This window comes from Conexibacter sp. SYSU D00693 (genome assembly GCF_017084525.1).
Lineage (GTDB): Bacteria > Actinomycetota > Thermoleophilia > Solirubrobacterales > Solirubrobacteraceae > Baekduia.
This window is the reverse complement of the sequence record NZ_CP070950.1, coordinates 1,656,865-1,679,963: the sequence shown is the minus strand read 5'-3', so window position 1 is coordinate 1,679,963 and position 23,099 is coordinate 1,656,865. Positions and strand designations below refer to the sequence as shown.

The window sequence follows — 23,099 nt, the reverse complement described above, 5'->3', positions numbered from 1 at the left end:
AGCGTGTCCGATCGCACTTTTCGGGCCTGGAGCAGCCGGGCAGGCTCCCTCGCATGTCCCCACTGGCCCGCATCCCCCTCGACATCGCGAAGTTCGCCCTGCGCACCGGCGTGAGCCTCGGGCGGACCGCCTTCGACCAGCTGGCGGATCGCCTGCCGGTCGGCGGCCACGGGGACGGCGGCGCCCAGCAGGCCAACGGCACCGCGACCGCCACACCGCCCGCCAGTGAGGCCGTGCGCGACGCCCCGCCGACGCCGGCCCCCGCGCCCCGCCCGCGGCGCGCCCAGGAGGTCAGCCAGAAGCGCAACCCGCCCGCGGGCACGCCGATCGGCCGTCCCGACACCGCCCCCGCGACGCCCGACCTCGAGGCGACGCCGGAGTTCGCCCCCCGCCACGTCGACACCGGCGTCACCGAGGTCGCCTCGTTCGGCCCCGAGGACGACGCGGGCCCGAGCATCACGGTCGACGCGCCGTGGCCCGACTACGACGGCATGAGCGCGAGCGCGGTCGTCGCCCGGGTCCGCGACGCCGACGACGCCACGAAGGCCGCCGTCCTGCTCTACGAGCGCCAGGGCAAGGGGCGCAAGACCGTCATCACGGCCGCCGGCGGGTAGGCGCGCCGCCCGCCGAAGATGCGGGAACCTTGACACAACTGTGTTAGGGTTTGTCCCCAGTGGACGCCCTGACCATCCACGAGGCTGCCGAGACGACCGGGTGGTCGCCGCGCATGCTGCGCTACATCGAGCGCATCGGCCTCGTCGATCCTCGGCGCTCGGAGGCGGGCTACCGCCTCTACGGCGCCGAGGAGCTCCAGCGGCTGCGCACCCTGCGCATGCTGCTCCAGGAGCACGACGTCGGCCTCGGGGAGATGGGCTTCGCGCTACGCCTGCGCCGCGACTCCGAGCTGGAGGACGCGGTGGAGGCGTGGTTCGAGGCACGCCCGGAGCGTCCCGCCGACGTCGCAGCGGACGACTGGCTGGCCTGGGAGCAGGTCCGCCACCAGCGCCTCCTCGCGGCGGTCGGGCAGACCCAGCACACCACCGTCAAGGAGACCAGCGCATGAGCGCCATCGAGACGACCGACTACAAGGTCGCCGACATCTCCCTGGCCGACTTCGGTCGCCAGGAGATCACCCTCGCCGAGCACGAGATGCCCGGCCTCATGTCCGTCCGCCGCGAGTACGCCGACGCGCAGCCCCTCAAGGGCGCCCGCATCAGCGGCTCGCTGCACATGACGATCCAGACCGCCGTCCTCATCGAGACGCTCGTCGCCCTCGGCGCCGAGGTCCGCTGGGCGTCCTGCAACATCTTCTCGACCCAGGACCACGCCGCGGCCGCCATCGCCGCCGCCGGCATCCCGGTCTTCGCCTGGAAGGGCGAGACGCTCGAGGAGTACTGGTGGTGCACCGAGCAGATGCTCCGGTGGCCCGACGGCAAGGGCCCGAACATGATCCTCGACGACGGTGGCGACGCCACGATGCTCGTCCACAAGGGCACCGAGTTCGAGAAGGCCGGCGCCGTGCCGGACCCGGCGGGCGCCGAGTCCGAGGAGTTCCAGGTCTTCCTCTCGCTGCTGCAGCGCTCGCTGCAGGAGGACCCGCAGCGCTGGACCGAGATCGGCAAGGAGATCCTCGGCGTGACCGAGGAGACCACCACCGGCGTGCACCGCCTGTACGAGCTGGCCAAGCAGGGCGAGCTCCTCTTCCCGGCGATCAACGTCAACGACTCGGTCACCAAGTCGAAGTTCGACAACCTCTACGGCTGCCGCCACTCGCTGGTCGACGGCATCTTCCGCGCGACCGACGTCATGCTCGCCGGCAAGCACGCCGTCGTCTGCGGCTTCGGCGACGTCGGCAAGGGCTCGGCCGCCTCGCTGCGCGCCCAGGGCGCCCGCGTGACGATCACCGAGATCGACCCGATCTGCGCGCTGCAGGCCTGCATGGAGGGCTACGACGTCAAGACGCTCGACGAGGTCGTCGAGACCGCCGACGTCTTCATCACGACGACCGGCAACAAGGACATCATCATGGCCGCCGACATGGCCCGGATGAAGCACCAGGCCATCGTCGGGAACATCGGCCACTTCGACAACGAGATCGACGTGGCCGGCCTGCAGAAGATCGCCACGCGCGAGAACGTCAAGCCGCAGGTCGACCTCTACCGCTTCGAGGACGGCAAGGCGATCATCCTGCTGTCCGAGGGCCGCCTGCTGAACCTCGGCAACGCGACGGGCCACCCGTCGTTCGTGATGTCGAACTCCTTCACGAACCAGACGATCGCCCAGATCGAGCTGTTCACGAAGAACGACGAGTACGAGAAGCAGGTCTACGTGCTCCCGAAGCACCTGGACGAGAAGGTCGCCCGCCTGCACCTCGACGCCCTCGGCGCCAAGCTCACGACGCTGCGCGAGGACCAGGCCGCCTACATCGGCGTCCCGGTCGAGGGCCCGTACAAGCCCGACCACTATCGCTACTAGTCAGGGCTCCGCGCGGATCGCGTGGGCGGGCGGGCAGATGCCCGTCCTGCGCTCGATCCGCGACCGCTTCGGCGCCGACCGTCCCCTCGAGGGGGTGACGGTCGGCGCCTGCCTGCACGTGACGGCCGAGACGGCCAACCTCGTGCAGGCCCTGACGGCGGGCGGGGCGCGCGTCAGCCTGTGCGCCCCCAACCCGCTGTCCACGCAGGACGACGTCGTCGCGGCGCTGCGGGCCGACGGCTGCGACGTCCACGCCACCCGGGGCCAGGACCCGGCGGCGGGGATCGCCGAGGTGCTGGCGACCGCCCCGCGGGTGACGCTCGACGACGGCGCCGACCTCGTGCTCGGCCTCCACGTCGCTGGCGACCTGCCCGACGGCTTCCTCGGCGGGACCGAGGAGACCACGACCGGCCTGTCGCTGCTGCGCCGCGCGGCGCTGCGCTGCCCGGTGTTGGCGGTCAACGAGGCGCGCTCGGAGCGCGTCTTCAACGACCACCACGGCACGGGGCAGTCCGTGCTCGACGGCATCCTGCGCGCCACGAACCTCCTGTGGCCGGGGCGGACGGTCGTCGTGCTGGGCTACGGCACGACGGGCCGCGGCATCGCCGCGCGCGCCCGCGGGGCGGGGGCGCAGGTCCTCGTCTGCGAGGTCGACCCGGTCCGCGCGCTCGACGCGCGGATGGAGGGCTTCGACGTCCTGCCGGCGCTGGAGGCCGCCGAGCGCGGCGACGTCTTCATCACCGTGACGGGCAGCCGGGGCGTCCTGCGCGCCGAGCACTTCGCGCGGATGAAGGACGGCGCGATCCTCGCCAACGCGGGCCACTTCGACGTGGAGATCGACCTCGCCGCGCTGGGCGCCGGCGAGCAGGTCCTGCCGCTGGTCACCCAGCACGAAGTCGGCGGCCGACGACTCAACCTCCTGGCCCAGGGGCGGGTCGTGAACCTCGCCGCGGGCCAGGGCCACCCGGCGTCGGTCATGGACATCTCGTTCGCGCTGCAGGCGCTGGCGGTCGAGCACCTCGTGCGCTGTGCGGGCGAGCTCGAGTCCGGCGTCCAGCCGGTCCCGGAGGTCCTGGACCGCGAGGTCGCGCGCCTCAAGCTCGTCTCGCTGGGCGTCCGGATCGACGACATCACCGACGAGCAACGCTCCTACCCCGGCGCCGGCGGGTAGGTTCCGGCGCCGATGAGCGCCGCCGAGAAGCTGCGGGAGGCCGGGGTCGGGGAGGCCGCGGTCCAGACCTTCGAGCGCCAGCTCGCCCTGCTGCGCGAGGGCGAGGCCGGCGCGCTGCCCGAGTCCGAGCTCGAGCCGGTCCAGGACGTGCCCGACATGGACGAGCTGCCGGAGGACGGAGAGACCGCGCGCGCGGCGCTGGACCGCGTCGTCGTCCTCAAGCTCAACGGCGGCCTGGGCACGTCGATGGGCATGACGCAGGCCAAGTCCCTGCTGCCGGTGAAGGAGGGGCGCTCGTTCCTCGACGTCATCGCGGCGCAGGTCCTCGGGCTGCGCCAGCGCACCGGTGCGCGCGTCCCGCTGGTGCTCATGGACTCCTTCGCCACCCGCGAGGACTCCCTGGCCGCCCTGCGCCGCCACGAGGGCATCGAGGCCGACGTCCCGCTCGACTTCCTGCAGAACAAGGTCCCGAAGCTCGACGCGGAGAGCCTCGAGCCCGTGACGTGGGAGGCCGACCCGGACAAGGAGTGGGCGCCGCCCGGGCACGGCGACCTCTACGTCGCGCTGCAGACCTCGGGGATGCTCGAGCAGCTGCTCGGCGCGGGCTACCGCTGGGCGTTCGTCTCCAACGCCGACAACCTCGGCGCGGTGCTCGACGAGCGGATCCTCGCGTGGGTCGTGCGCGAGGAGATCCCGTTCGCCATGGAGGTCGCCGACCGCACGGCGGCCGACCGCAAGGGCGGCCACCTCGCCCGGCGGCGCGACGGCGGCGGCCTCGTCCTGCGCGAGATCGCCCAGACGCCCGACGAGGACGTCGACGCCTTCCAGGACACCGCGCGCCATCGCTTCTTCAACACGAACACGCTGTGGGTCGACCTCGAGGCGCTCGCCGCGACGCTGCGCGCGCGCGACGGCGTCCTGGGCCTCCCGATGATCGTCAACCGCAAGACGGTCGATCCGGGCGACAAGAGCTCGACGCCGGTCATCCAGCTCGAGACGGCGATGGGCGCGGCGATCGACGTCTTCGAGGGCGCCGCGGCCCTGCGCGTCCCCCGCACCCGCTTCGCGCCGGTCAAGACGACCAACGACCTCCTCGGCGTGCGCTCCGACGCCTACGTCGTCGCCGACGACGGCTCCCTCCAGCTCGACCCCTCCCGCACCGCGCCGCCGGTCATCGACCTCGACCCCGACCACTTCAAGCTCGTCGCCGACTTCGAGGCGCGCTTCCCGTCGGGCCCGCCGTCGCTGGTGCGCTGCGACCGGCTCGTGGTGCGCGGCGACGTGCGCTTCGGGGCGGACGTCGTCGTCGAGGGGGAGGTCGAGGTGGGCGAGGACGTGCCGGACGGGGCGCGGTTGGTGGGCTGAGCGGGCGCTGCGGCGTCGCGGGGCGCGCGGCCGTCGGTGGCGTTCCGCTCGAGCGGTCGCGGGAGGCGGGGCGTTGGCCGTCTCGCAGCGAGGGAGGGAAGGTCCTCGCGGGCGCGTGGTTCGCGGGGCGCCGCGGGCGGACCGTTCGCCGCCGGCCGACCGTGACCCTGTCCTCGGGCGCGATCATCGCGCCGCACGACAGGGTCGTCGAACCAGCGGCGCCCAACTGCGAGCCGGTCCGCACTTCGCGCCCCTGACGACGGTGAGTGGGGAGTTGCGCTCGAACAGCGAGCGCAAGTCCCCACTCACGCTCGCCGGACCCCCACCAGCGCCGGCGGAGGACGCGCCGGCGGGCGCTTCCCTCCCTCAGTGCGAGACCGCGACCGTCCCGCACCCGACGAACGCCGGGACTGAACGCCGCAGCCCGCTACGACGACGCGTAGCGCTCCCGCCGCTCCTCCTCGCGCTCGCTCTCGGAGAGCGCGCGCACGAAGAGCCACGCCAGCGCGATGCCCATGACGATCGACTGCTCGACGGCCATGAGCGCACCGGCGAAGGACTGGTCGTCCTGCGGCGAGAGGCCCCAGACGTCGCCCTGGCGGACGTAGAAGTCGTAGAGGGGCTCGGGGGCGAAGGTCAGGACGATGCCGACCGCGCCGACGAGGACCTTCGTGACGACCATGTAGACGACGGGCTGCAGGCCGGAGAACGAGCGGCGGCGGATCGGCGAGAGCAGGTGCCACCAGTAGAGGAAGCCGGCGCTCGTCATGCAGACGTGCTCGAGGACGTGGACGACGTCGTGCTCGAGCGCGGCGTCGTACATGGCCGGCACGTGCCAGAGCCACATGAACCCGACGTAGAGGGCGACGGCGAACCACGGCGACGCCAGGGGGCCGGCGGCCTCCTCGAGGCGGTGCATGCGTCGGGTGACCGGGCGCAGGAGCACCTTCGTCGTCCCGGCCAGGAGCAGGACCGGGGCGACGTCCAGCAGCAGGACGTGCTGGAGCATGTGCATCCCGAAGACCTGCTCGCCCAGGGCGTCGATGGGGGAGATGAGCGCGGCGAAGAGCGCGAGCCAGCCGCCGGCGAAGCAGGCGATCCGCCAGGCCGGCGCGGCTTTGGCGCCGCCGGCCCGGCGGGCGGCCGGGACCCGGCGCGCGTAGAGCACCGCCAGCAGCGCGAGGACGACGATCGGCCCCGGCGCGAACGTCCACGAGGCGTCGACGGCTCCGACCGGCACCCGGCGCAGGCTACGCCTACCCGCGCGCGTGCAGCGTGCGGGTCACCGTCACCGCCCGCACGTCCTGCGCGCCCGCCAGCAGCAGGGCGCGGGCGGCGGCGTCGAGCGTCGCGCCCGTGGTGTGGACGTCGTCGACGAGCAGGACCACCGCGGGCGCCGCGTCGACGACCTCGACCCGTGCCACACCGGCGCCGGCCAGCCTCGAGCGCCGGCCGGCGCCCGCATGGGCGGCGGCATGGCCGCGGCGGCGCAGGACCGCGGCCGCCGGCAGGGCCGTCCGCGCCGCGACCAGGCCCGCGAGCAGCGCCGTGTGGTCGACGCCCCGCAGCCGGCGGCGCAGCGGGTCGGCCGGCACGGGCACGACGGTCGCGCCGCGCGTCAGCGGCTCCGGGACGCTCGCGGCGACCTGCGCGGCGAGCAGGTCGGCCACCCGGACGGCGCCCCGCTCCTTCAGCGCCAGCACGAGCCGGCGCGCCGGCCCCGCGTGGGCCAGCGGCGCCCAGGACGCCGAGAACGCCGCGCGCGCGGCCGGACAGCCGCCGGTCACCCGACCGCACGGCCGCGGCAGCCCGCAGCGCCCGCAGAGCTCCCCGTGCAGCCACGGCAGCGACGCGCGGCAGCGCGCGCACAGCGCGACTCCGCGGCGCGGCGGCGGCGCGCCGCACGCGGCGCACGAGGGCGGGACGAGGAGGTCGAGCACGCCGCCGATGGTCGCCCTGCGGACCGGTGCGGCACAGCACCTGACGGTGCCGACTTCGCGCCAGGACGGTGGATCGACACGCGGTCGGTCCCCGTCTGGACGAACAGGCGTTGTGCTGCTTGCCACTTGGGTCTAGTCTCGGCGAAAGCGACCACACCCGACGAAGGAGGGTGCATGAAGATCGACGTCAAGGGCCGGAACGTGACGGTCACCGACGATCTCAGGGAGCACGTCGAACGGCGGTTCGACAAGGTCGGTCGCCAGGTCTCGGACCTGGCCCACCTGGAGCTGGAGCTCTGGCAGGAGCGCAACCCGGCGAACCCCGACTGCTACGTCGCCGAGGTGACGCTGCACATCAAGGGCGGCCTGCTGCGCGCGCGCGACGCCTCGCGCGACCTCAGGCACTCGATCAACCTCTGCGCCGACGAGCTGGCGCGCCAGGTCAAGCGTGACCGCGTGCGGCGCCGGCGCCGGCGCGAGATGCGGGCCTCCGCGCAGGGCGCGCAGCCCGCGCTGTAGCGCTCAGACAGCGCGTCGGCGGACGCGCTGTGACGGAACTGCGCAGAGCGCGCGGCCGGGAGGGACCTGCCTCTACACTCGGACGCATGGGCCTTCTCGACCGCGCGCTCAACATCGGCGAGTCCAAGCAGTTCCGCCAGTACGAGAAGCGCGTCGCGCGCATCGCCGACTTCGAGCCCGAGCTGGAGCTCGAGTCCGACGAGGAGCTGCGTGCGCGCATGGACGACCTGCGCGACCATGTCCGGTCGGTGGCCGACAAGGACCAGGCGGCCGCGCTCGACGACGTCCTGCCCGAGTGCTTCGCGATCGTCCGCGAGGTCGGCAAGCGCAAGATGGGCATGCGCCACTTCGACGTCCAGCTCATCGGCGGCATGGTCCTCCACGGCGGCCAGATCGCCGAGATGAAGACCGGCGAGGGCAAGACGCTCACCGGCACGCTCGCCGTCGTCCTCAACTCGCTGGCCGGCAAGGGCGTGCACGTCGTGACGGTCAACGACTACCTCGCCCAGCGCGACGCCGAGTGGATGAAGCCGCTCTACGACGCGTGCGGCGTCACCGTCGGCGTGCTGCAGAACATGCAGCCCTACGAGGACAAGCGCGCCGCCTACGCCTGCGACGTCACGTACGGGACGAACTCCGAGTTCGGCTTCGACTACCTGCGCGACAACATGGCCCAGACCATGGAGGAGAAGGTCCAGCACGGCGGGCGCATCGCCGAGGACGGCCGCCCCCTCGCGATGCACTTCTTCGGGCTGGTCGACGAGGTCGACAACATCCTCATCGACGAGGCGCGCACGCCGCTCATCATCTCCGGCGCCCCCGAGCAGGCCGCCGACCTCTACGTCCAGTTCGCCAAGCTCGCCCGCACCATGCAGTCGGGCAAGCGCCCCGAGGGCATGGACCCGCGCACGAAGAAGGAGTTCGTCGCGGACTTCGACTTCGAGTTCGACGAGAAGCACAAGACCGTCTCGGTCACCGAGCAGGGCGTCGAGAAGGCCGAGCGCTTCCTCGGCATCGACCACCTGTACCGCGCCGAGAACGGCCACCTCGTCAACCACCTCCACCAGTCGCTGAAGGCCGAGGCGCTCTACAAGAAGGACGTCGACTACGCGGTCGTCGACGGCGAGGTGAAGATCATCGACGAGTTCACCGGCCGCATCCTCGACGGCCGGCGCTGGTCGGAGGGCCTGCACCAGGCGGTGGAGGCCAAGGAGGGCGTCCGCATCCAGGAGGAGAACCAGACGCTCGCCTCCATCACGCTGCAGAACTACTTCCGCATGTACTCCAAGCTCGCCGGCATGACGGGCACCGCCCTCACCGAGGCGACGGAGTTCATGAAGATCTACAAGCTGCCCGTCGTCCAGATCCCGACGAACCGCCCGGTCGCCCGCCAGGACAAGAACGACCAGGTCTTCAAGACCAAGGAGGGCAAGTGGTCGGCGGTGACGCGCGAGATCGCCGCGCGCCACGAGAAGGGCCAGCCCGTGCTCGTCGGCACGATCTCCGTCGAGGTCTCCGAGCTCCTGGGCGCGAGGCTCAAGCAGCGCGGGATCCCGCACACCGTCCTGAACGCCAAGCCCGAGTACGCCGAGCGCGAGGGCGAGATCGTCGCCGAGGCCGGCCAGCCCGGCGCGGTCACGATCGCGACGAACATGGCCGGCCGCGGCGTGGACATCAAGCTCGGCGGCAACGCCGAGCACCGGGCGATGCTCGAGCTGCGCAAGCTCGGCCTCAAGCCCGGCGACCCGGACTACGATGAGCGGCTGGAGCAGATCCTGCCCGCGCTCGAGGAGCAGGTCGCCGCCGACCGCGAGAAGGTCATGGAGGCCGGCGGCCTGTTCATCTGCGGCACCGAGCGCCACGAGTCGCGCCGCATCGACAACCAGCTGCGCGGTCGCGCCGGCCGCCAGGGCGACCCGGGCGAGACGCGCTTCTTCCTCTCGGCCGAGGACGACCTGGTCCGCCTCTTCGCCGGCGACCGGATCTACAAGATCCTCGACCGCCTGGGCACGCTCGACGACGAGGGCAACGAGGAGCCCATCGAGGCGGGCATGCTCACGAAGCAGATCGAGAAGGCCCAGCGCAAGGTCGAGGAGCAGAACTTCCTCATCCGCAAGCGCGTCCTCGAGTACGACGACGTCATGAACGAGCAGCGGCGCGTCGTCTACGCGTACCGCGACGAGGTGCTCGAGGGCAAGGACATGGGCCCCGTCGCCCGCGAGGAGATCGACGGCGTCATCCGCCGCATGGTCGACGAGCACACGCCGTCGGACTACGTGGAGGAGTGGGACCTCGAGGGCCTCGCCGTCGCGCTCAACGACGTCTTCCCGGCCGAGCTCGTCCCCGAGGTCGACGACGAGTCGATGGACCGCGAGGAGCTCATCACCTCGCTGCAGGAGAAGTCGCGCGAGCTCTACGACGCCCGCGAGGCGGAGCTCGGCGAGGAGCTCATGCGCGCGCTCGAGCGTTACCTGCTGCTGCAGATCATCGACCAGCGCTGGCGCGAGCACCTCTACGACATGGACTACCTGCGCGAGGGGATCCACCTGCGCGGGTTCGCCCAGATCGACCCGCTCGTCGCCTACAAGAACGAGGCGTTCGACCTCTTCACCGACCTGATGAACAGCGTCTGGTCGGACTTCGCGCGCATGGTGTTCCACGTCGAGGTCCAGGTCGAGGGCCAGGAGGCCACGCCCGAGCAGTACGAGCCCTCGGCCGGCCGCTCGCAGACGCGGCCCGGCAACGTCCAGTACTCGGGCGGCGTCGGCACGGCGCAGCCCAGCGCGCTGGCCGCCGCGGCCGGCGCGGGCACCGCGATGGCGCCCGACGGCTACGCGCCGGAGGACGACGGCCAGCTGCACTCGCCGGTCGTCGAGCAGCGCGTCGTCGACGAGCACGACCAGCTCGGGCGCAACGACCCGTGCTGGTGCGGGTCGGGGCGCAAGTACAAGAAGTGCCACGGCGCCTAGCGCGTGGCTGAGGCCACACAGCTCTCCCCGCAGCAGCGCCTCGCGGCCGTCCGCGAGCAGCACGCGCTGCTCGAGCGCGGCTTCGACGCCGACGCGCTGGCCGCGCACGTCACCGAGCTCGAGGACCAGATGCAGGCGCCGGGCTTCTGGGACGACCCGGACAGCGCGGCGAAGGTCTCGGCCGACCACGCGCGCTCGACGCGCCGGCTGGAGACCTGGCGCTCGCTGGTCTCCGACGTCGAGGACCTCGAGGGGCTGATCGAGCTCGCGGCCGAGGACGACGACCTCGCCGAGGAGCTCGAGGGCCAGTTCGCGTCCGTCGAGGACCGGCTGGGCACGCTCGAGGAGGAGCGGCTGTTCTCCGGCAAGTACGACGCGGGCGACGCGCTCGTGTCCGTCAACGCCGGCGCGGGCGGCACCGACGCCCAGGACTGGGCCGAGATGGTCCTGCGCATGCTCATGCGCTGGGCCGAGAGCCGCGGCTTCAAGGTCGAGCTGCTCGAGGCCAGCGCGGGGGAGGAGGCCGGCATCAAGTCGGCGACGTTCCGCGCGGCGGGCGAGAACGCCTACGGCCTCTTCGGCGCCGAGCGCGGCGTGCACCGCCTCGTGCGCATCTCGCCGTTCGACTCCCAGGGCCGGCGCCAGACCGCCTTCGCCGGCGTGGAGGTCGCGCCCGTGGTCGAGGAGGTCGGCGACGTCGAGATCGACCCCGACGACCTGCAGGTCGACACCTACCGCGCGTCAGGCGCCGGCGGCCAGCACGTCAACAAGACCGACTCGGCGGTGCGCATCACCCACAAGCCGACCGGCACCGTCGTGCAGTGCCAGAACGAGCGCTCGCAGTCGGCCAACCGCGACACGGCCATGAAGATGCTGCGCGCCAAGCTCCTCGCCCTGCAGGAGCGCGAGCGCGCCGAGGAGATCGCCCGGGAGAAGGGCGAGGCGCAGGACGTCGGCTGGGGCTCCCAGATCCGCTCCTACGTCCTGCACCCCTACACGATGGTCAAGGACCACCGGACCGACCACGAGGTCGGCGACGCCCAGCGCGTGCTGGACGGCGACCTCGACGGGTTCGTCCGGGCGGCGCTGCTCAAGCAGGCCGAGGGCTAGGTCCCAGGCCGCCGGATCCGCGGCAGGCTCGGGCGCGCCAAAGCGCCGCGCCGGTGCGCGCCCGCGAGACGTTCGGGACCATCCGATGGCGGATTTCCCGCCTGGGGAGCGGAGAATCCGCCACTCGATGCTCCAACGGCCCCATAGGACCGTGAGCCTGTCGTTCCCCCGCTGTCAGCGGGACAACGACAGGGTCACGCCCGCTCGAGTCACGCCCGCTCGAGCCGGCAGGACCGCCGTCGGAGGACGCAGCCGCGGGCGGTTCCCCTCCTTCACTGCCGACCAGCGCCCGCCGCATCCCAAGACGCGGCCGGGACGGAGCTCCTCACGAGCCCGGCCCAGGACGGACCTGGACCGCCGCGCCCGGGCGATCGACGCCCCGGCCCTAGAGCTGCAGGACGCCCTAGAAGCGCAGCACGGCCGCCACCCGGCCGTGCTGGCGGTCGAGCTCGTCGTCGACGACGACCTTGACCGCGGCGTCCTGGGACCAGGTCGCCTCGATCGCGGCCTCGACCACGTCGCCCACGGGCTCGGTGACCGCCCCGTCGACGGGGCAGGCGCCGCCGATGTCGATGGAGAGGATGCCGCAGCGCGGGCAGCGCTGGCCGGCCGCGGAGAAGCCCTCGTGGACCAGGAGCGTCTCGACCCGGCGCTCGTTGACGGCGCGCAGGACGTCGGCGAGACCGGCGGCGGCGCGCCCCTCCGTGGCCAGGCCCTCGTCGACGCGGTCCAGGAGGTCGCGGATGCGCTGCATCTGGCAGCGCTGGAGGATCGGCGCCGCGGCCTTGAGCACGTCGTCGTGGTTCGTGCCGTTGCCGACGTCGACCTCGACGCGCTGGCTGACCAGGCAGCCCTTCATCTCCGGGTGGATGAGCCCCTCGAGCGCCGGGACGGTCTCGGTGGGACCGCCGAGCAGGAGGCCGTCGATGCGCTTGAGCTTCTTGAAGCGCCGGTAGAGCTCCTCCGAGACGGCCTTGAGGTGGCCCTCGACCTCGCGGTCGACGCTGCGCTGGTAGCGCGCCTGCGACCAGCCGCCCTGGTCGTGCTGGTCGTGCATGTGGTCGGCCTCGGTGTTCCACACCTCGGCGAGCCCGTCGAGCGTGCCCTCGAACAGCCGGGCGCGGCGGCGGTCGACGAGGACCACCCACCAGCGCTCACGCGCGCCGATGCGGGCCAGCGGCTCCAGGAACGGGCCGTCGCCGATCGCCACCGCGTGGTCGACGGGGCGGGGGAGCTTGACGACCTCGAGGCGGTCGCCGCCGCCGCTGGCGAAGATCGCGATGCCGCGCGCCCCGTTCGTGTCGAGCTCGCTGCGCAGGTGCGTCCGCGCGCGCTCCAGGTCGGCCTTGAGCATCTCGCGCTCGTCATGACCGAGGCGGGCCTCGTCGCGCAGGGTGCGGTCGGCCTCGTCGAGCACGGCGCTGATCTCCGTGTCGCGCGCCGGCGGCGTCGCGAACGTCTGCGGGTCGAGGTTCACGTAGAGCGACAGGACCTTGCCGTGCTGCTCGCGCGTGGCGGCGAGCTCGCGCAGCCGGTCCTCGGTGATCTCATTGACGACGGGCATCTTGCGCTGGCGCTACCCGGGTGGACATGGTGTGAAGCGAGTAGCGGCGGCGGTGCGACATGCTCGCGCCGGTGCGGGGCATGAGGGGGCATGGAGCGCTCTGACGCGCAGCTGCTCGCGGGCACGGCGGCCGGGGACCCGGACGCGTTCGCGGCGTTCTTCCGCCGCCACGAGCAGACCGTCACCGCCTTCGTCCTGCGCCGCTGCGCGGGGCCCGACGAGGTGGCCGACGCGGTGGCCGACACCTTCCTGGCCGCGCTGCGCGGCGCCGGGCGCTTCCGCGACGAGCACCCGGACGGCGGCGCGCGGCCGTGGCTGCTGGGCATCGCCGTGCGCGTCGTCCTGCGCCAGCGCCGTGGAGCCCGGCGCCGGCTGCGCCTCGGCGCCCGCGCCGCGGGCGCCCAGCCGCGCTACGCCGGCGCCGAGGCCGACGCGATCGCCGCGGCCGTCGACGCCGCGCGCCGGCGCCCCGAGCTCGAGGCGGCGCTCGACGCTCTCCCGCGCCGCGAGCGCGAGGTCCTCGAGCTCGTCGTCCACGACGAGCTGACGCCCACCGAGGTCGCCGCGGCCCTCGGCATCTCCGCCAACGCCGCCCGGCTGCGCCTCAGCCGGGCCCGGGCGCGCCTGCGCGCCGCCCTCGGCGACGACACCGCACCAGACCCCGACCCGACGACGGAGGCCGCCCATGCCCGTTGAGGCCCCGCCCACCCCGCAGTTCTCCGACGCCCTCGAGGACCGCCTGCGGCGGCGTGCCGCGAAGCCACCCCGCGGCTCCCAGGCCCTCACGGCCCTCGCCGTCGTCCTCGTCCTTGGCGGTGGGGCGGCCTTCGTCCTGACCACGGGCGGCGACGACGACGAGGACGGGCGGGCAGCGGCCACCGGCACCTCGACGACGCGCACCGCCCCGGCGTCCCAGACGTTCCCGAGCGCGACGGAGGTCGTGCGCCGCAACGGCTTCCGCGATCCCGTCGTCGTCCAGTTCGCCGCCGTGCTGCAGCCCGAGGCGCGAGGGGGTCGGGGACTCGCCCGGGCGTCCGCCGTGACCGTCGGCGGCCGGCGGCGCCTGGTCCTCGCGGCGCTCGGTCTGGACCCGCAGCGGGTCTACGGGCTCTGGCGGGTGGGTCGTGACGGCGACCCCGCCTTCGTCGGTGTGGCTCGTGGCGCGGGCCTGCACGATGGCGCCGTCTGGCGCCTCACCGGCGGTGGGCGCTCGACCGGGCTGCTGCTCACGCAAGAGACCACGGACGCCCCGGGGCAGCCTGGCCCGACCGTCTTGCGCGGGGTGCTGCAGCCGGTCACCCGGCGAGCCCAACCGCAGGTCACGGCCCAGGTCAACCTCCGCCCGATGCCGGGTGCGCCGCCGAAGGCGGTCGGGGTGGCCAACCTCGTCGTCGAGGACGGCCAGCTCGCGCTGGCGCTCGTCGGCCAGGGCCTGCGCCCCGGCTCGCACTACGCGATCTTCCTCGTGTCCCCGACCGCGGGCGCCCGTGACCCGGCGCAGTTCCTCGGCTTCGCCCCACCCGTCGCCGGCCGGGGCGACGCGAAGGGCCGCCTGCAGGGCCTGGCGGCGCTCCGGGCGCGGCCGGCGGAGGGGACGCTGCTGGTCGTCGCGCGCCAGCGCGACGTCCAAGCGCGCCAGCCCCAGGAGGTCGTGCTGCGCGGGCGCTTCTGAGTGCGACCATCACCCCGTGCTCGCCCGCTACCGCGCCACGGGGGCCGACCCGCCCTTCGGCGACCCGCGCCGTCCGCACGGGACGGCGATGGAGGGGTGGTTCTGGCGGATCACGCACGCGCAGAGCGGCACGGTCGCGATCGTGCTGCTCGGCGTGAACCGCGACCGGACCGGGGCGCACTGGGGGACCGTCGGGCTGGCCGTGCACCCGGGCGGGTTCCATCGCGCGATCGCCACGAGCGACGCGCACGCGTCGCCGTCGGGCGACGTCGTGCGGGCCGTCGACGACGGGCGGACGGTCTGCCGCGCCACGCCCACGAGCGTGGCGGTGGACCTCGGCGAGGACGCGCGGCTGGAGGTCCGGCTCGACGGGCGCGTGCCGTGGCCGCGGCGGGCGTTCGGGGCGCTGGGCGCCGCGCAGGCGCTGCCAGGGCTCAGCCAGTACTGGCACCCGACGCTGCTCGGCGCCCGGGTGACCGGGACGCTCCAGGCGGCCGGCCGGACGCTGGACCTCGAGGGCGCCACGGCCTACGCGGAGAAGAACTGGGGCTCGAACGGGTTCCCGGAGGACTGGTGGTGGGGCCAGGCGCACGGCTTCGACCGCGAGGACGTCTGCGTCGCCTTCGCGGGCGGTCGCGCCGGCGTCGGGCGGCTGCGCACGACCGCGACCGCGCTCGTGGTGCGCGTCGGCGACCGCCTCTGCACCACGGTGCGCCCGCTGCAGCCGCTCCGCGTCGCGGTCAGCGACCGCGGGTGGCACCTGCGGACCCGCGACGTCGAGGTCGAGGGCCACGCCAACGGCACGGCGCCCCACCTGCTGCCCGTCCCGCTCCCGCGCGAGCGCCGTCACCTCGACGAGGCCGCCGCGCAGCACCTCGCGGGCCACCTGCGCGTGGCGGTCAAGGGCCGCCGCGGCCGGACCGCCTACGAGGGCGTCAGCGTCCTCGCCGGCCTCGAGCGGGGCCGGACCCCGAGGGCGACCCCGCCGCCCGGCGCGCCGCCAGCGCCAGCGGCTCGGCCCCGATGAGCCGCTCGAAGGGGCCGACGACCGCCCACAGCGCCCGCAGCTGCAGGCCGGCCCGGCGGTCGACCGGCTGCACCCGCGCCTCGCTCACCAGCGCGCTGCGCCCGTCGCCGTCGTCCTCGACCCAGTGGGCGAACACGACGCGCACGGTGCCCGGCTCGTCCCACGCCGCGAACGCCTCGGCACCGTCGAGACGCGGGTAGTCGCGGCGCAGGGTCCAGATCCGCCCCGCCAGCCCGGAGACCGACCCGCTGTCCGTCTCGTGCAGCACGCAGAACGGCGGCGTCGCGAAGAGCTCGCGGAAGGTGATCGACCCCGGCGTCTCCGGGATGCGCCAGCGCACGAGGCGCCCGAGCGTCGCCGTCTCGTCCAGGCGCACCGAGCGCGCCGCCGCCCACAGCGCGCCCGCTTCGGCGTCGGCCGCACGGCGGTGGCGGGTGCGCACGGCGGGACGGGGCAGCCACGCGTCGAGGTCCATACTCCCCAGGATGCCGCTGGAGCCCGAGCTCATCCGCGAGGTGGTCGCGCGCGCGCTCGCCGAGGACGTCGGTGACGGGGACATCACGACCGAGGCGACCGTCCCGCCCGACGCGCGCGGGATCGCCACGATCACCCAGAAGGCGCCGGGCGTCGTCTTCGGCCACGCCGTCGCCGAGGAGGCCTTCCGGCAGGTCGACCCGGAGGTCGAGCTGCAGGTGCTCGCGCCTGAGGGCGTCTGGCACGAGACCGGCACGCCGGTCCTGCGGGTCGTCGGCACGGCCGCCGGGATCCTCGTCGCCGAGCGCACCGCGTTGAACCTCCTGCAGCGCCTCAGCGGGGTCGCGACGCTCACCGCCCGCTACGTGCAGGCCGTCGACGGCACCGGCGCGCGGGTGCTCGACACCCGCAAGACGACCCCCGGCCTGCGGGCGCTCGAGAAGGCCGCGGTCCACGCCGGCGGCGGGACCAACCACCGCTTCGGCCTCTTCGACGCCGTCCTCATCAAGGAGAACCACGCCGCGCTGGCCGGCGGGGTTGGGGAGGCGGTGCGCAAGGCCCGCGAGCGCTTCCCCGACGCTCCCGTCGAGGTCGAGTGCTCCACGATGGAGGAGGTCGACGAGGCGCTGGAGGCCGGCGCGCCCCGGATCCTGCTGGACAACATGGACCCGCCGCAGCTGCGCGAGGCCGTCGCGCGGATCGGCGAGCGCGCGTCCACGGAGGCCAGCGGCGGGGTGACGCTCGCGACGGTCCGGAGCGTCGCCGAGGCGGGGCTAGACTTCGTGTCGGTGGGAGCGCTGACCCACTCCGCCCCGGCGCTCGACCTGTCCCTGATCCTGGAGCCCCTGCCGTGAAGACGCTGCCGATGGCGGGTCCCGCAGACGCGGTGACCCCCGAGGACATCCCCGCCCTGCAGGACGAGGTCCGCGCCCTGGCCGCCGAGCGCGACGCGGTCATCCTCGCCCACAACTACCAGCTGCCCGAGGTCCAGGACGTCGCGGACTTCGTGGGCGACTCGCTGGGCCTGAGCCGCCAGGCGGCCGCCGTCGACAAGTCGGTCATCGCCTTCTGCGGCGTGCACTTCATGGCCGAGACGGCGTCCATCCTGTCCCCGGACAAGCGCGTCCTGATCCCGGACGTCGACGCCGGCTGCTCGCTGGCCGACTCGATCACCCCCGAGCAGCTCGCCGCCTGGCAGGCCAAGCACCCGGGCGCCGTGACCGTCATGTACGTCAACACGACGGCCGAGGTGAAGGCGCTCACGGACTACTGCGTGACGTCGTCCAACGCCGTGAAGGTCGTCGAGCACATCCTCCGCGAGCACGGCCCGGACACGCCCATCCTCTTCGGCCCCGACATGTGGCTCGGGTCCTACGTCGAGCAGGAGCTCGGGACGAAGCTCCACGTCTGGGACGGCGAGTGCCACGTCCACGCGGGCATCCGCCCGGCCGACATCGACGAGATGCGGGCGGCTCACCCCGACGCCGACTTCCTCATCCACCCCGAGTGCGGCTGCTCGACGCAGGTCATGGAGTACGTGGCCGCGGGCGACGTCGCCACCGAGGGCGTCCACATGCTCTCCACCGGCGGGATGCTCGACTACGCGGCCGAGCACAAGGGCGAGGGGCGCACGGTGATCATGGCCACCGAGACCGGCATGCTGCACCCGCTGCGGATGGCCGCGCCGGACCTCGACTTCGTCGCGGCCAACGAGGCGGCCTCCTGCCGCTACATGAAGATGATCACGCTGCCCAAGCTCCGCGACTGCCTGCGCGACCTGAGCGGCGAGGTGAAGGTGCCGGTCGACCTGGCCCAGCGCGCTCGCCTGCCGATCGAGCGCATGGTCGCGATCGGCTAGCCGGCCGGCACGGCGGGCGTCGCCGCACGCGGTCGACGCGCCCGGACGGGCGGGGCCGGCGCTACCCGGGGTCGGTGGTGGCCTGCAGCCCGTCCTCCGTGGCCCGACGCACCCGCAGCATGCTGTCGCACTTGCGGGCGTGCTCGGCCGGCGTGTAGCAGTGGACGTCGGCCGGGGCGCCCATCGCGCCGGCGTCCCAGAGGCTCGCCGCGACGTGCACCCGCTCGAGCCACGGCACCCCGTCGAAGTGCTCGCTGACCAGGACGACGACGTACTCCGGTCCCCGCTCGCGCTGGGCCGGCGCACCCTGGGCGTCGCGCACGCGGGCGCCGCCCAGCCAGGCGCCGCTCAGCGGCCAGCGGTCCGCGACCCGGCGGACGTAGCGGGCCAGCTCGCGCTCGTCGATCGGCGCGGCGACGACCATCCCGGGGCGACTGTCCCAGGTCGGGCGCCGGCACGCCAGCGACGGCTCAGAACTCGGAGGCCTCGTGCGGGCCGACGCACGCCACGGCGACGTCGTCGACCTGGACGCGGCGCGCGACGTCGGCCACTTGGTCGAACGTCACGGCGTCGAGCGCGGCGATGGCGGCGTCGGGGTCGATCGGCTCGCCGTAGACCACGGACTGGTTGGCGGCGTGGCGGGCGACGGCGTTCGTGTTCTCGAAGGCCAGGACCCGGCGGCCGGCGGCGTACGCGCGGGCGCGCTCGACCTCCTCCTCGCGCGGACCCTCGTCGTGGAGCTCGCGCACGATCTCGCGCATGCGCGCGTAGGCCTCGGCGCACTTCGACGACTCGAGGCCCGCGCCGAGCTGCAGGACCGACGCGTCGGCGAAGGAGTGGTCGACCGACCAGACCGAGTAGCAGAGCCCGCGCTGCTCGCGGATCTCGTCGAACAGGCGCGAGCCCATCGAGCCGCCCAGCAGCGTCGAGTAGATCGCCGTCGCCGCGCGCTGCCCGGGGTCGGTCGGGTCGATGTCGAGCTGGTGCATGATCCGCAGGTGCGACTGGTTGGTGTCGCGCTGCTCGACGAGCTTCTGCGGCGTGACGCCCGGCGCCGCGACGTAGGCCTCCGGCTGGTCGAGCGTGGGGAAGCGGCCGAAGAGCTCGGCGACCTCGCCGTTGGCCGGCACGTGGTCGACGTTGCCGACGATGAACGCGCCGCCGCGCTGGCCGGCCCAGCGCCGCTGGCGGAAGGCCACGATCGCGTCGCGCGTGAAGGTCCGCAGGTGCTCCTCGGGCCCGAGCACGGTGCGCCCGAGCGGGTGGTCGCCGAAGGCCGCCCTGTCGACGAGCTCCTCGGCCACCGCCGCGGGCTGGTCCTTGTAGCGCTGGATCTCCTGGATGACGACGCCGCGCTCGCGGTCGAGCTCGTCGGCGTCGATCTTCGGCCGGCCGACGAAGTCCGTCAGCAGGTCGATCGCCTGCATCGCCGCCTCCGCGCGCACGGTGATGTGGAAGGCGACGAGGTCGTGGCTGGTGTACGCGTTGAGCGAGCCGCCCATCCGCTCGGCCGTCTCGTTGACCTTGCGGTAGTCGTCGTAGACCTCGCCGCCCTTGAACACGAGGTGCTCGAGGAAGTGGGCCATGCCGTTCTCCTCGGGGCGCTCCGTGCGCGCCCCCGCGTCGAACGCGACGAGGATCGTGGTGGCCCGGGTGCCCTCCAGGCCGACGCGGTGCAGCGGCAGGCCGTTGGGGAGGGTCTCGGTGCGGACGGTCGCCATCCGCCCGAGTCTACGAGGGAATCCCCTCAGCTCTCCGTCGTGGAGCGCCCTTCGGGCGCGGCTGCGGGTCGCGGCGGTCGCCGGGTCGGCACCGAGGAGGGGAGGCCCGGCCGGCGCTCGGTCCGCGAGACGCCCGTCGCGGTCGGGGCGCGGAGTGCGACCAGCGCCGCCGGTCCACGTGACGCCCGGTCACCCTGCACGTCGCCCTCTCACAGAAGGCGAACGACAGAGTGACGGACGCGTCACCCTCACTCGCGACGTACGTCGCACCTCGTTCGCCGGGCGGCGCCGACGACCGCGCCGCTCTGCCTCAGCGTCCGAGCACGCGCACGAACCCGTCGGCCCGCGCGCGCAGGCTGCCGAGGTGCTCGCGCACGTCCGCGAGCCCGGCCCGGAGCTCCGCGTCGCCCACCTCGACGGGCGCCATGGAGTCCTGGAGGTCGCTCAGGACGTGCTCGGCGCCCAGCGCGTGGTCGACGGCCCGCTCCACCAGCCCCTTGACCCCGGCCGACGGTGCAGCGGGCTCCGGCGCAGGGGCGAACGGCCGGCCGTGGAGGTCGTGGCGCGTCGCGAACCCGGCGTGGGCGCGCTTGGCCCGCCCGAACGCGGTCTGCACCGGCCCGAACAGCTCCTCCTCGAGCCGGTCGGCGGTGCGCTCGTCGAGCAGCTCGTAGGCCGTCGTGAGCTCCGCCAGGGCCTTCGCGAGCGCGTCGACCGCCTCGGCGATCGTGTCCAGCAGCCCGACCCGGGCCTCCTCGGTGGCGTAGCTCATCCCCGCCCAGCCTAGGGCCGGGCGGGTCGGCGAGCTAGAAGTGGGTGACGACCTCGCAGTCGGACGCGATCAGGTCGACGCCCTCGGGGTCCGCCAGCACGGTGTCGCGGCCAGGGCCGCACGTCACGTGGTTCGAAGCCCCGCCGCGGACGTCGAGGTGGTCGTCGCCGGTGCCGAGGTCCGCGTTGCCGTTGGTGGTCTGCATGTCGGCGACGTCGTTGCCCGCCCCGCCGGAGAAGCCGATGTCGGTGCCGCGGATCTTCACGGTGTTGGGCAGAAGCCCGCCGAAGACCGTGCCGACGGCGAAGTTGCCGGTGCAGACGGCGCGCTGGAGCAGCGGCTCCATGCGGCAGCCGGGGTACAGCGGCACGAGCGCCAACCGATCCACGACGGTGAGCGTGGCGCGGTCCGCCGACACCGTCACGTCGACGTTGACCGGGTCGATCGGGACGCCGAGCAGCCCCGTGATCGGCCGGACATCGACGGTCTGGCCCTGCCCCGCCGGCCCGGCGACCGTGATGACGCTCGCCGAGGAGCTCGACGCGCCGGCCAGCACCGTGCATGCCATCGCCGCCGTGACGGCGGCGAGGCTCCCCCTGATCATCCCCATGGACCTCAACCTAGAGCGGCGAACGCACGCTTTGCAAGACCCCCTGCACGACGCAGGGAATCGGAGCGCCGCACCTAACCTCCGAGCCTCATGGCGATCGTCGAGAGGCACAAGGACGAGCTCGAGCGCCGGGCTCACCCGCGCGACCGCGCGCCCGCCGTCGTGGAGTTCCGCGGCGTCACCAAGCGCTACGACAGCGGGGACATCGGCCTGCAGGACGTGACCTTCGAGGTGCGCCGCGGCGAGTTCATGTTCCTCGTGGGCTCGTCGGGCTCGGGCAAGTCGACGCTCATGCGCCTGCTCATCAAGGAGCACGAGCCGACGGGCGGGATCATCCGCGTGGGCGGCCGCGACCTGCGCGACGTGACCGACAAGAAGGTCCCGCACTACCGGCGCAACGTCGGCATCGTCTTCCAGGACTTCAAGCTCCTGCCCAACCGCACGGTCCACGACAACGTGGCCTACGCGCTGCAGGTGACGGGCAGCTCGCGCAGGGAGATCCGCTCGAAGGTGCCGGACATCCTGCGCCTGACCGGCCTCTCCACGAAGCTCCACAACTACCCGCACCAGCTCTCGGGCGGCGAGCAGCAGCGCGTGGCCGTGGCGCGCGCGTTCGTCAACCACCCGCCGCTGCTGCTGGCCGACGAGCCGACGGGCAACCTCGACCCCGAGACCTCCATCGGGATCATGCAGCTGCTGTACCGCATCAACCGCACGGGGACGACCGTGCTGGTCGCGACGCACGACAGCCACATGGTCGACCGGATGCGCCGCCGCGTGCTCGAGCTCCACAAGGGCCGGCTCGTGCGCGACGAGCACCAGGGCCTCTACGCCCGCAGCGACATGTCCACCGCCGAGTTCGGCGCGCTGCTGCGCGAGCCGGCGCCGGAGCCCCGGCGCATGGCGGAGGACCCCATCGACTCCCTCTGGAACGACTAGATGCGCCCCGGCTTCTTCGCCAAGGAGGCGATGCGCTCCATCAAGCGCAACGCCATCCCGTCCTTCGCCGCCATGGCCTCGGTCCTGGTGACCGTCCTCGTCCTCGGCGTCTTCATCCCCGTCGTGCAGGCCACGACCGGCGCGGCCAACGAGGTCCGCGGCCGCGTGCTCGTCGACGTCTACCTCAACACGAAGGCCAAGGACGCCGACGTCGAGCGCGTCCGCCAGCTCATCGTCGACAAGGCCGACGGCGTCAAGAACCTGCAGTACGTCTCCAAGGAGGAGGCGTACAAGGCCGAGCAGCGCAAGTACCCGGACCTCTACGAGCTCCTGGGTCGCAACCCGCTGCCCGACACCTTCCGGATCACGCCCGACGACCCGGACGACGTCCTGAAGATCCGCGACGCGCTCTCGCCCGAGGGCGTCTCGGGGGGCCGCGAGCCGGTCGACGGCGCCATCGCCAAGGTCGCCACGCGCGAGGACGACACGGAGAAGATCCTCACCGCGACGAACGTCGTGAAGTGGTCGATGGCGCTGCTGGCGATCCTGCTCGTCGTCGCCTCCGTGCTGCTCATCTCCAACACGATCCGCCTGAGCCTCTTCTCGCGCCGGCGCGAGGTCGAGGTCATGAAGCTCGTGGGCGCGACGGACTGGTTCATCCGCTGGCCGTTCGTGATCGAGGGCGTCGTGCTCGGGGCGCTCGGCGGCGTGCTGGCCATCGGCCTGCTGCTGGTCGGCAAGGTCGCCTTCGTCGACCCGCTGGCCGACTCGTTCGCCCTGATCTCCGCGCCGCAGACGATCAACTTCGGCCTGCTGGCCGCCCTGCTCCTCGGCGCCTCCGTGATGGTGAGCGCCGCGGGCTCCGGGCTGTCGCTGCGCCGCTTCCTGCGGGTCTAGACGGCCCGCTGACAGA

The 23,099-nt window shown here is 73.4% G+C and carries 23 protein-coding genes; 15 read left to right on the top strand and 8 right to left on the bottom strand.

Annotated elements, in window-relative coordinates:
- The first annotated feature begins 53 nt into the window (after positions 1-53).
- The 5 genes from JUB12_RS08425 to JUB12_RS08405 are packed head-to-tail and all read left to right on the top strand — an operon-like array spanning position 54 to position 5,011.
- Entirely contained in the window at positions 54-614 is a 561-nt protein-coding gene (locus JUB12_RS08425; RefSeq protein ID WP_205699174.1) for a hypothetical protein, read from the top strand.
- Between the two features lie 59 nt (positions 615-673).
- The gene (locus tag JUB12_RS08420) at positions 674-1,063 is read left to right on the top strand and encodes a MerR family transcriptional regulator (protein ID WP_205699173.1); all 390 of its coding nucleotides are present in this window, start codon (positions 674-676) and stop codon (positions 1,061-1,063) included.
- Complete coding sequence (ahcY, locus tag JUB12_RS08415) at positions 1,060-2,475, top strand: adenosylhomocysteinase (protein WP_205699172.1); 1,416 nt, start codon at positions 1,060-1,062, stop codon at positions 2,473-2,475. Before JUB12_RS08420 ends, ahcY begins: the two co-directional genes overlap by 4 nt.
- A complete protein-coding gene (locus tag JUB12_RS08410) occupies positions 2,465-3,646 on the top strand; it encodes an adenosylhomocysteinase (protein WP_256436581.1) in 1,182 nt (393 codons plus the stop codon). Before ahcY ends, JUB12_RS08410 begins: the two co-directional genes overlap by 11 nt.
- Before the next feature lie 12 nt (positions 3,647-3,658).
- Positions 3,659-5,011: a UTP--glucose-1-phosphate uridylyltransferase gene (locus JUB12_RS08405; protein WP_205699170.1), complete on the top strand. Its 1,353-nt coding sequence runs from the start codon at positions 3,659-3,661 to the stop codon at positions 5,009-5,011.
- A 427-nt stretch (positions 5,012-5,438) separates the two neighbouring features.
- Here JUB12_RS08405 and JUB12_RS08400 read toward each other — a convergent pair whose 3' ends face one another.
- Positions 5,439-6,251: a cytochrome c oxidase assembly protein gene (locus JUB12_RS08400; RefSeq protein WP_205699169.1), complete on the bottom strand. Its 813-nt coding sequence runs from the start codon at positions 6,249-6,251 to the stop codon at positions 5,439-5,441.
- Positions 6,252-6,267: 16 nt separating this feature from the next.
- Positions 6,268-6,951, bottom strand: coding sequence for a ComF family protein (locus tag JUB12_RS08395; protein WP_205699168.1), 684 nt, complete (start codon positions 6,949-6,951; stop codon positions 6,268-6,270).
- 174 nt (positions 6,952-7,125) lie between these two features.
- On the opposite strand from JUB12_RS08395, the gene hpf reads away from it, so the two are divergent.
- The 3 genes from hpf (at position 7,126) to prfB (ending at position 11,549) form a co-directional block, all read left to right on the top strand.
- On the top strand, positions 7,126-7,470 hold the full coding sequence (gene hpf, locus JUB12_RS08390; RefSeq protein ID WP_205699167.1) for a ribosome hibernation-promoting factor, HPF/YfiA family: 345 nt from the start codon (positions 7,126-7,128) through the stop codon (positions 7,468-7,470).
- A gap of 86 nt (positions 7,471-7,556) precedes the next feature.
- The gene (gene secA / locus JUB12_RS08385; RefSeq protein ID WP_205699166.1) at positions 7,557-10,439 is read left to right on the top strand and encodes a preprotein translocase subunit SecA; all 2,883 of its coding nucleotides are present in this window, start codon (positions 7,557-7,559) and stop codon (positions 10,437-10,439) included.
- Positions 10,440-10,442: 3 nt separating this feature from the next.
- Entirely contained in the window at positions 10,443-11,549 is a 1,107-nt protein-coding gene (gene prfB, locus JUB12_RS08380) for a peptide chain release factor 2 (protein WP_205699165.1), read from the top strand.
- A 403-nt stretch (positions 11,550-11,952) separates the two neighbouring features.
- On the opposite strand, the gene JUB12_RS08375 is transcribed toward prfB, so the two are convergent.
- Complete coding sequence (locus tag JUB12_RS08375) at positions 11,953-13,113, bottom strand: Vms1/Ankzf1 family peptidyl-tRNA hydrolase (RefSeq protein ID WP_205699164.1); 1,161 nt, start codon at positions 13,111-13,113, stop codon at positions 11,953-11,955.
- A gap of 90 nt (positions 13,114-13,203) precedes the next feature.
- Between JUB12_RS08375 and JUB12_RS08370 the strand changes: the two genes are divergently transcribed.
- From JUB12_RS08370 to JUB12_RS08360, 3 genes are read left to right on the top strand one after another with little or no spacing between them, the layout of a single operon-like run.
- A complete protein-coding gene (locus tag JUB12_RS08370) occupies positions 13,204-13,809 on the top strand; it encodes an RNA polymerase sigma factor (protein WP_205699163.1) in 606 nt (201 codons plus the stop codon).
- Positions 13,799-14,785, top strand: a complete 987-nt coding sequence (locus tag JUB12_RS08365; RefSeq protein ID WP_205699161.1) for a hypothetical protein — start codon at positions 13,799-13,801, stop codon at positions 14,783-14,785. The genes JUB12_RS08370 and JUB12_RS08365 overlap by 11 nt, the downstream gene beginning before the upstream one ends.
- 16 nt (positions 14,786-14,801) lie before the next feature.
- Positions 14,802-15,812 (top strand): tocopherol cyclase family protein, encoded by a 1,011-nt coding sequence (locus JUB12_RS08360; protein ID WP_205699160.1) that lies wholly within the window; start codon positions 14,802-14,804, stop codon positions 15,810-15,812.
- On the opposite strand, the gene JUB12_RS08355 is transcribed toward JUB12_RS08360, so the two are convergent.
- Positions 15,721-16,287, bottom strand: coding sequence for a hypothetical protein (locus JUB12_RS08355; RefSeq protein WP_205699158.1), 567 nt, complete (start codon positions 16,285-16,287; stop codon positions 15,721-15,723). The genes JUB12_RS08360 and JUB12_RS08355 overlap by 92 nt on opposite strands.
- A 10-nt stretch (positions 16,288-16,297) precedes the next feature.
- On the opposite strand from JUB12_RS08355, the gene nadC reads away from it, so the two are divergent.
- Both nadC and nadA read left to right on the top strand, forming a co-directional pair.
- On the top strand, positions 16,298-17,140 hold the full coding sequence (nadC, locus tag JUB12_RS08350) for a carboxylating nicotinate-nucleotide diphosphorylase (RefSeq protein WP_205699156.1): 843 nt from the start codon (positions 16,298-16,300) through the stop codon (positions 17,138-17,140).
- An 11-nt stretch (positions 17,141-17,151) separates the two neighbouring features.
- Positions 17,152-18,144, top strand: a complete 993-nt coding sequence (gene nadA / locus JUB12_RS08345; protein WP_205699731.1) for a quinolinate synthase NadA — start codon at positions 17,152-17,154, stop codon at positions 18,142-18,144.
- A gap of 61 nt (positions 18,145-18,205) precedes the next feature.
- On the opposite strand, the gene JUB12_RS08340 is transcribed toward nadA, so the two are convergent.
- From JUB12_RS08340 to JUB12_RS08325, 4 genes are all read right to left on the bottom strand, one after another.
- Positions 18,206-18,568 (bottom strand): hypothetical protein, encoded by a 363-nt coding sequence (locus JUB12_RS08340; RefSeq protein ID WP_205699155.1) that lies wholly within the window; start codon positions 18,566-18,568, stop codon positions 18,206-18,208.
- A gap of 46 nt (positions 18,569-18,614) precedes the next feature.
- Entirely contained in the window at positions 18,615-19,865 is a 1,251-nt protein-coding gene (locus tag JUB12_RS08335; protein ID WP_205699154.1) for a pitrilysin family protein, read from the bottom strand.
- Positions 19,866-20,175: 310 nt separating this feature from the next.
- Positions 20,176-20,637, bottom strand: a complete 462-nt coding sequence (locus JUB12_RS08330) for a hypothetical protein (RefSeq protein WP_205699152.1) — start codon at positions 20,635-20,637, stop codon at positions 20,176-20,178.
- Between the two features lie 34 nt (positions 20,638-20,671).
- The gene (locus JUB12_RS08325; protein WP_205699150.1) at positions 20,672-21,247 is read right to left on the bottom strand and encodes a hypothetical protein; all 576 of its coding nucleotides are present in this window, start codon (positions 21,245-21,247) and stop codon (positions 20,672-20,674) included.
- A 90-nt stretch (positions 21,248-21,337) separates the two neighbouring features.
- Between JUB12_RS08325 and ftsE the strand changes: the two genes are divergently transcribed.
- Together ftsE and ftsX are read left to right on the top strand one after the other, a co-directional pair.
- Positions 21,338-22,186 carry a cell division ATP-binding protein FtsE gene (gene ftsE / locus JUB12_RS08320; protein WP_205699149.1) on the top strand — a complete coding sequence of 283 codons (849 nt, stop codon included), beginning with the start codon at positions 21,338-21,340 and terminating at the stop codon, positions 22,184-22,186.
- The gene (ftsX, locus tag JUB12_RS08315) at positions 22,187-23,083 is read left to right on the top strand and encodes a permease-like cell division protein FtsX (protein WP_205699148.1); all 897 of its coding nucleotides are present in this window, start codon (positions 22,187-22,189) and stop codon (positions 23,081-23,083) included.
- Positions 23,084-23,099 lie beyond the last annotated feature (16 nt).

Coding starts and splice junctions, on each gene's coding strand:
- JUB12_RS08425 (WP_205699174.1), top strand. CDS start 54: ATGTCCCCACTGGCCCGCATCCCCCTCGACATCGCGAAGTTCGCCCTG.
- ahcY (WP_205699172.1), top strand. CDS start 1,060: ATGAGCGCCATCGAGACGACCGACTACAAGGTCGCCGACATCTCCCTG.
- JUB12_RS08405 (WP_205699170.1), top strand. CDS start 3,659: ATGAGCGCCGCCGAGAAGCTGCGGGAGGCCGGGGTCGGGGAGGCCGCG.
- hpf (WP_205699167.1), top strand. CDS start 7,126: ATGAAGATCGACGTCAAGGGCCGGAACGTGACGGTCACCGACGATCTC.
- secA (WP_205699166.1), top strand. CDS start 7,557: ATGGGCCTTCTCGACCGCGCGCTCAACATCGGCGAGTCCAAGCAGTTC.
- JUB12_RS08375 (WP_205699164.1), bottom strand. CDS start 13,113: ATGCCCGTCGTCAATGAGATCACCGAGGACCGGCTGCGCGAGCTCGCC.
- JUB12_RS08370 (WP_205699163.1), top strand. CDS start 13,204: ATGGAGCGCTCTGACGCGCAGCTGCTCGCGGGCACGGCGGCCGGGGAC.
- JUB12_RS08365 (WP_205699161.1), top strand. CDS start 13,799: ATGCCCGTTGAGGCCCCGCCCACCCCGCAGTTCTCCGACGCCCTCGAG.
- JUB12_RS08355 (WP_205699158.1), bottom strand. CDS start 16,287: ATGGACCTCGACGCGTGGCTGCCCCGTCCCGCCGTGCGCACCCGCCAC.
- nadC (WP_205699156.1), top strand. CDS start 16,298: ATGCCGCTGGAGCCCGAGCTCATCCGCGAGGTGGTCGCGCGCGCGCTC.
- nadA (WP_205699731.1), top strand. CDS start 17,152: ATGGCGGGTCCCGCAGACGCGGTGACCCCCGAGGACATCCCCGCCCTG.
- JUB12_RS08340 (WP_205699155.1), bottom strand. CDS start 18,568: ATGGTCGTCGCCGCGCCGATCGACGAGCGCGAGCTGGCCCGCTACGTC.
- JUB12_RS08335 (WP_205699154.1), bottom strand. CDS start 19,865: ATGGCGACCGTCCGCACCGAGACCCTCCCCAACGGCCTGCCGCTGCAC.
- JUB12_RS08330 (WP_205699152.1), bottom strand. CDS start 20,637: ATGAGCTACGCCACCGAGGAGGCCCGGGTCGGGCTGCTGGACACGATC.
- JUB12_RS08325 (WP_205699150.1), bottom strand. CDS start 21,247: ATGGGGATGATCAGGGGGAGCCTCGCCGCCGTCACGGCGGCGATGGCA.
- ftsE (WP_205699149.1), top strand. CDS start 21,338: ATGGCGATCGTCGAGAGGCACAAGGACGAGCTCGAGCGCCGGGCTCAC.
- ftsX (WP_205699148.1), top strand. CDS start 22,187: ATGCGCCCCGGCTTCTTCGCCAAGGAGGCGATGCGCTCCATCAAGCGC.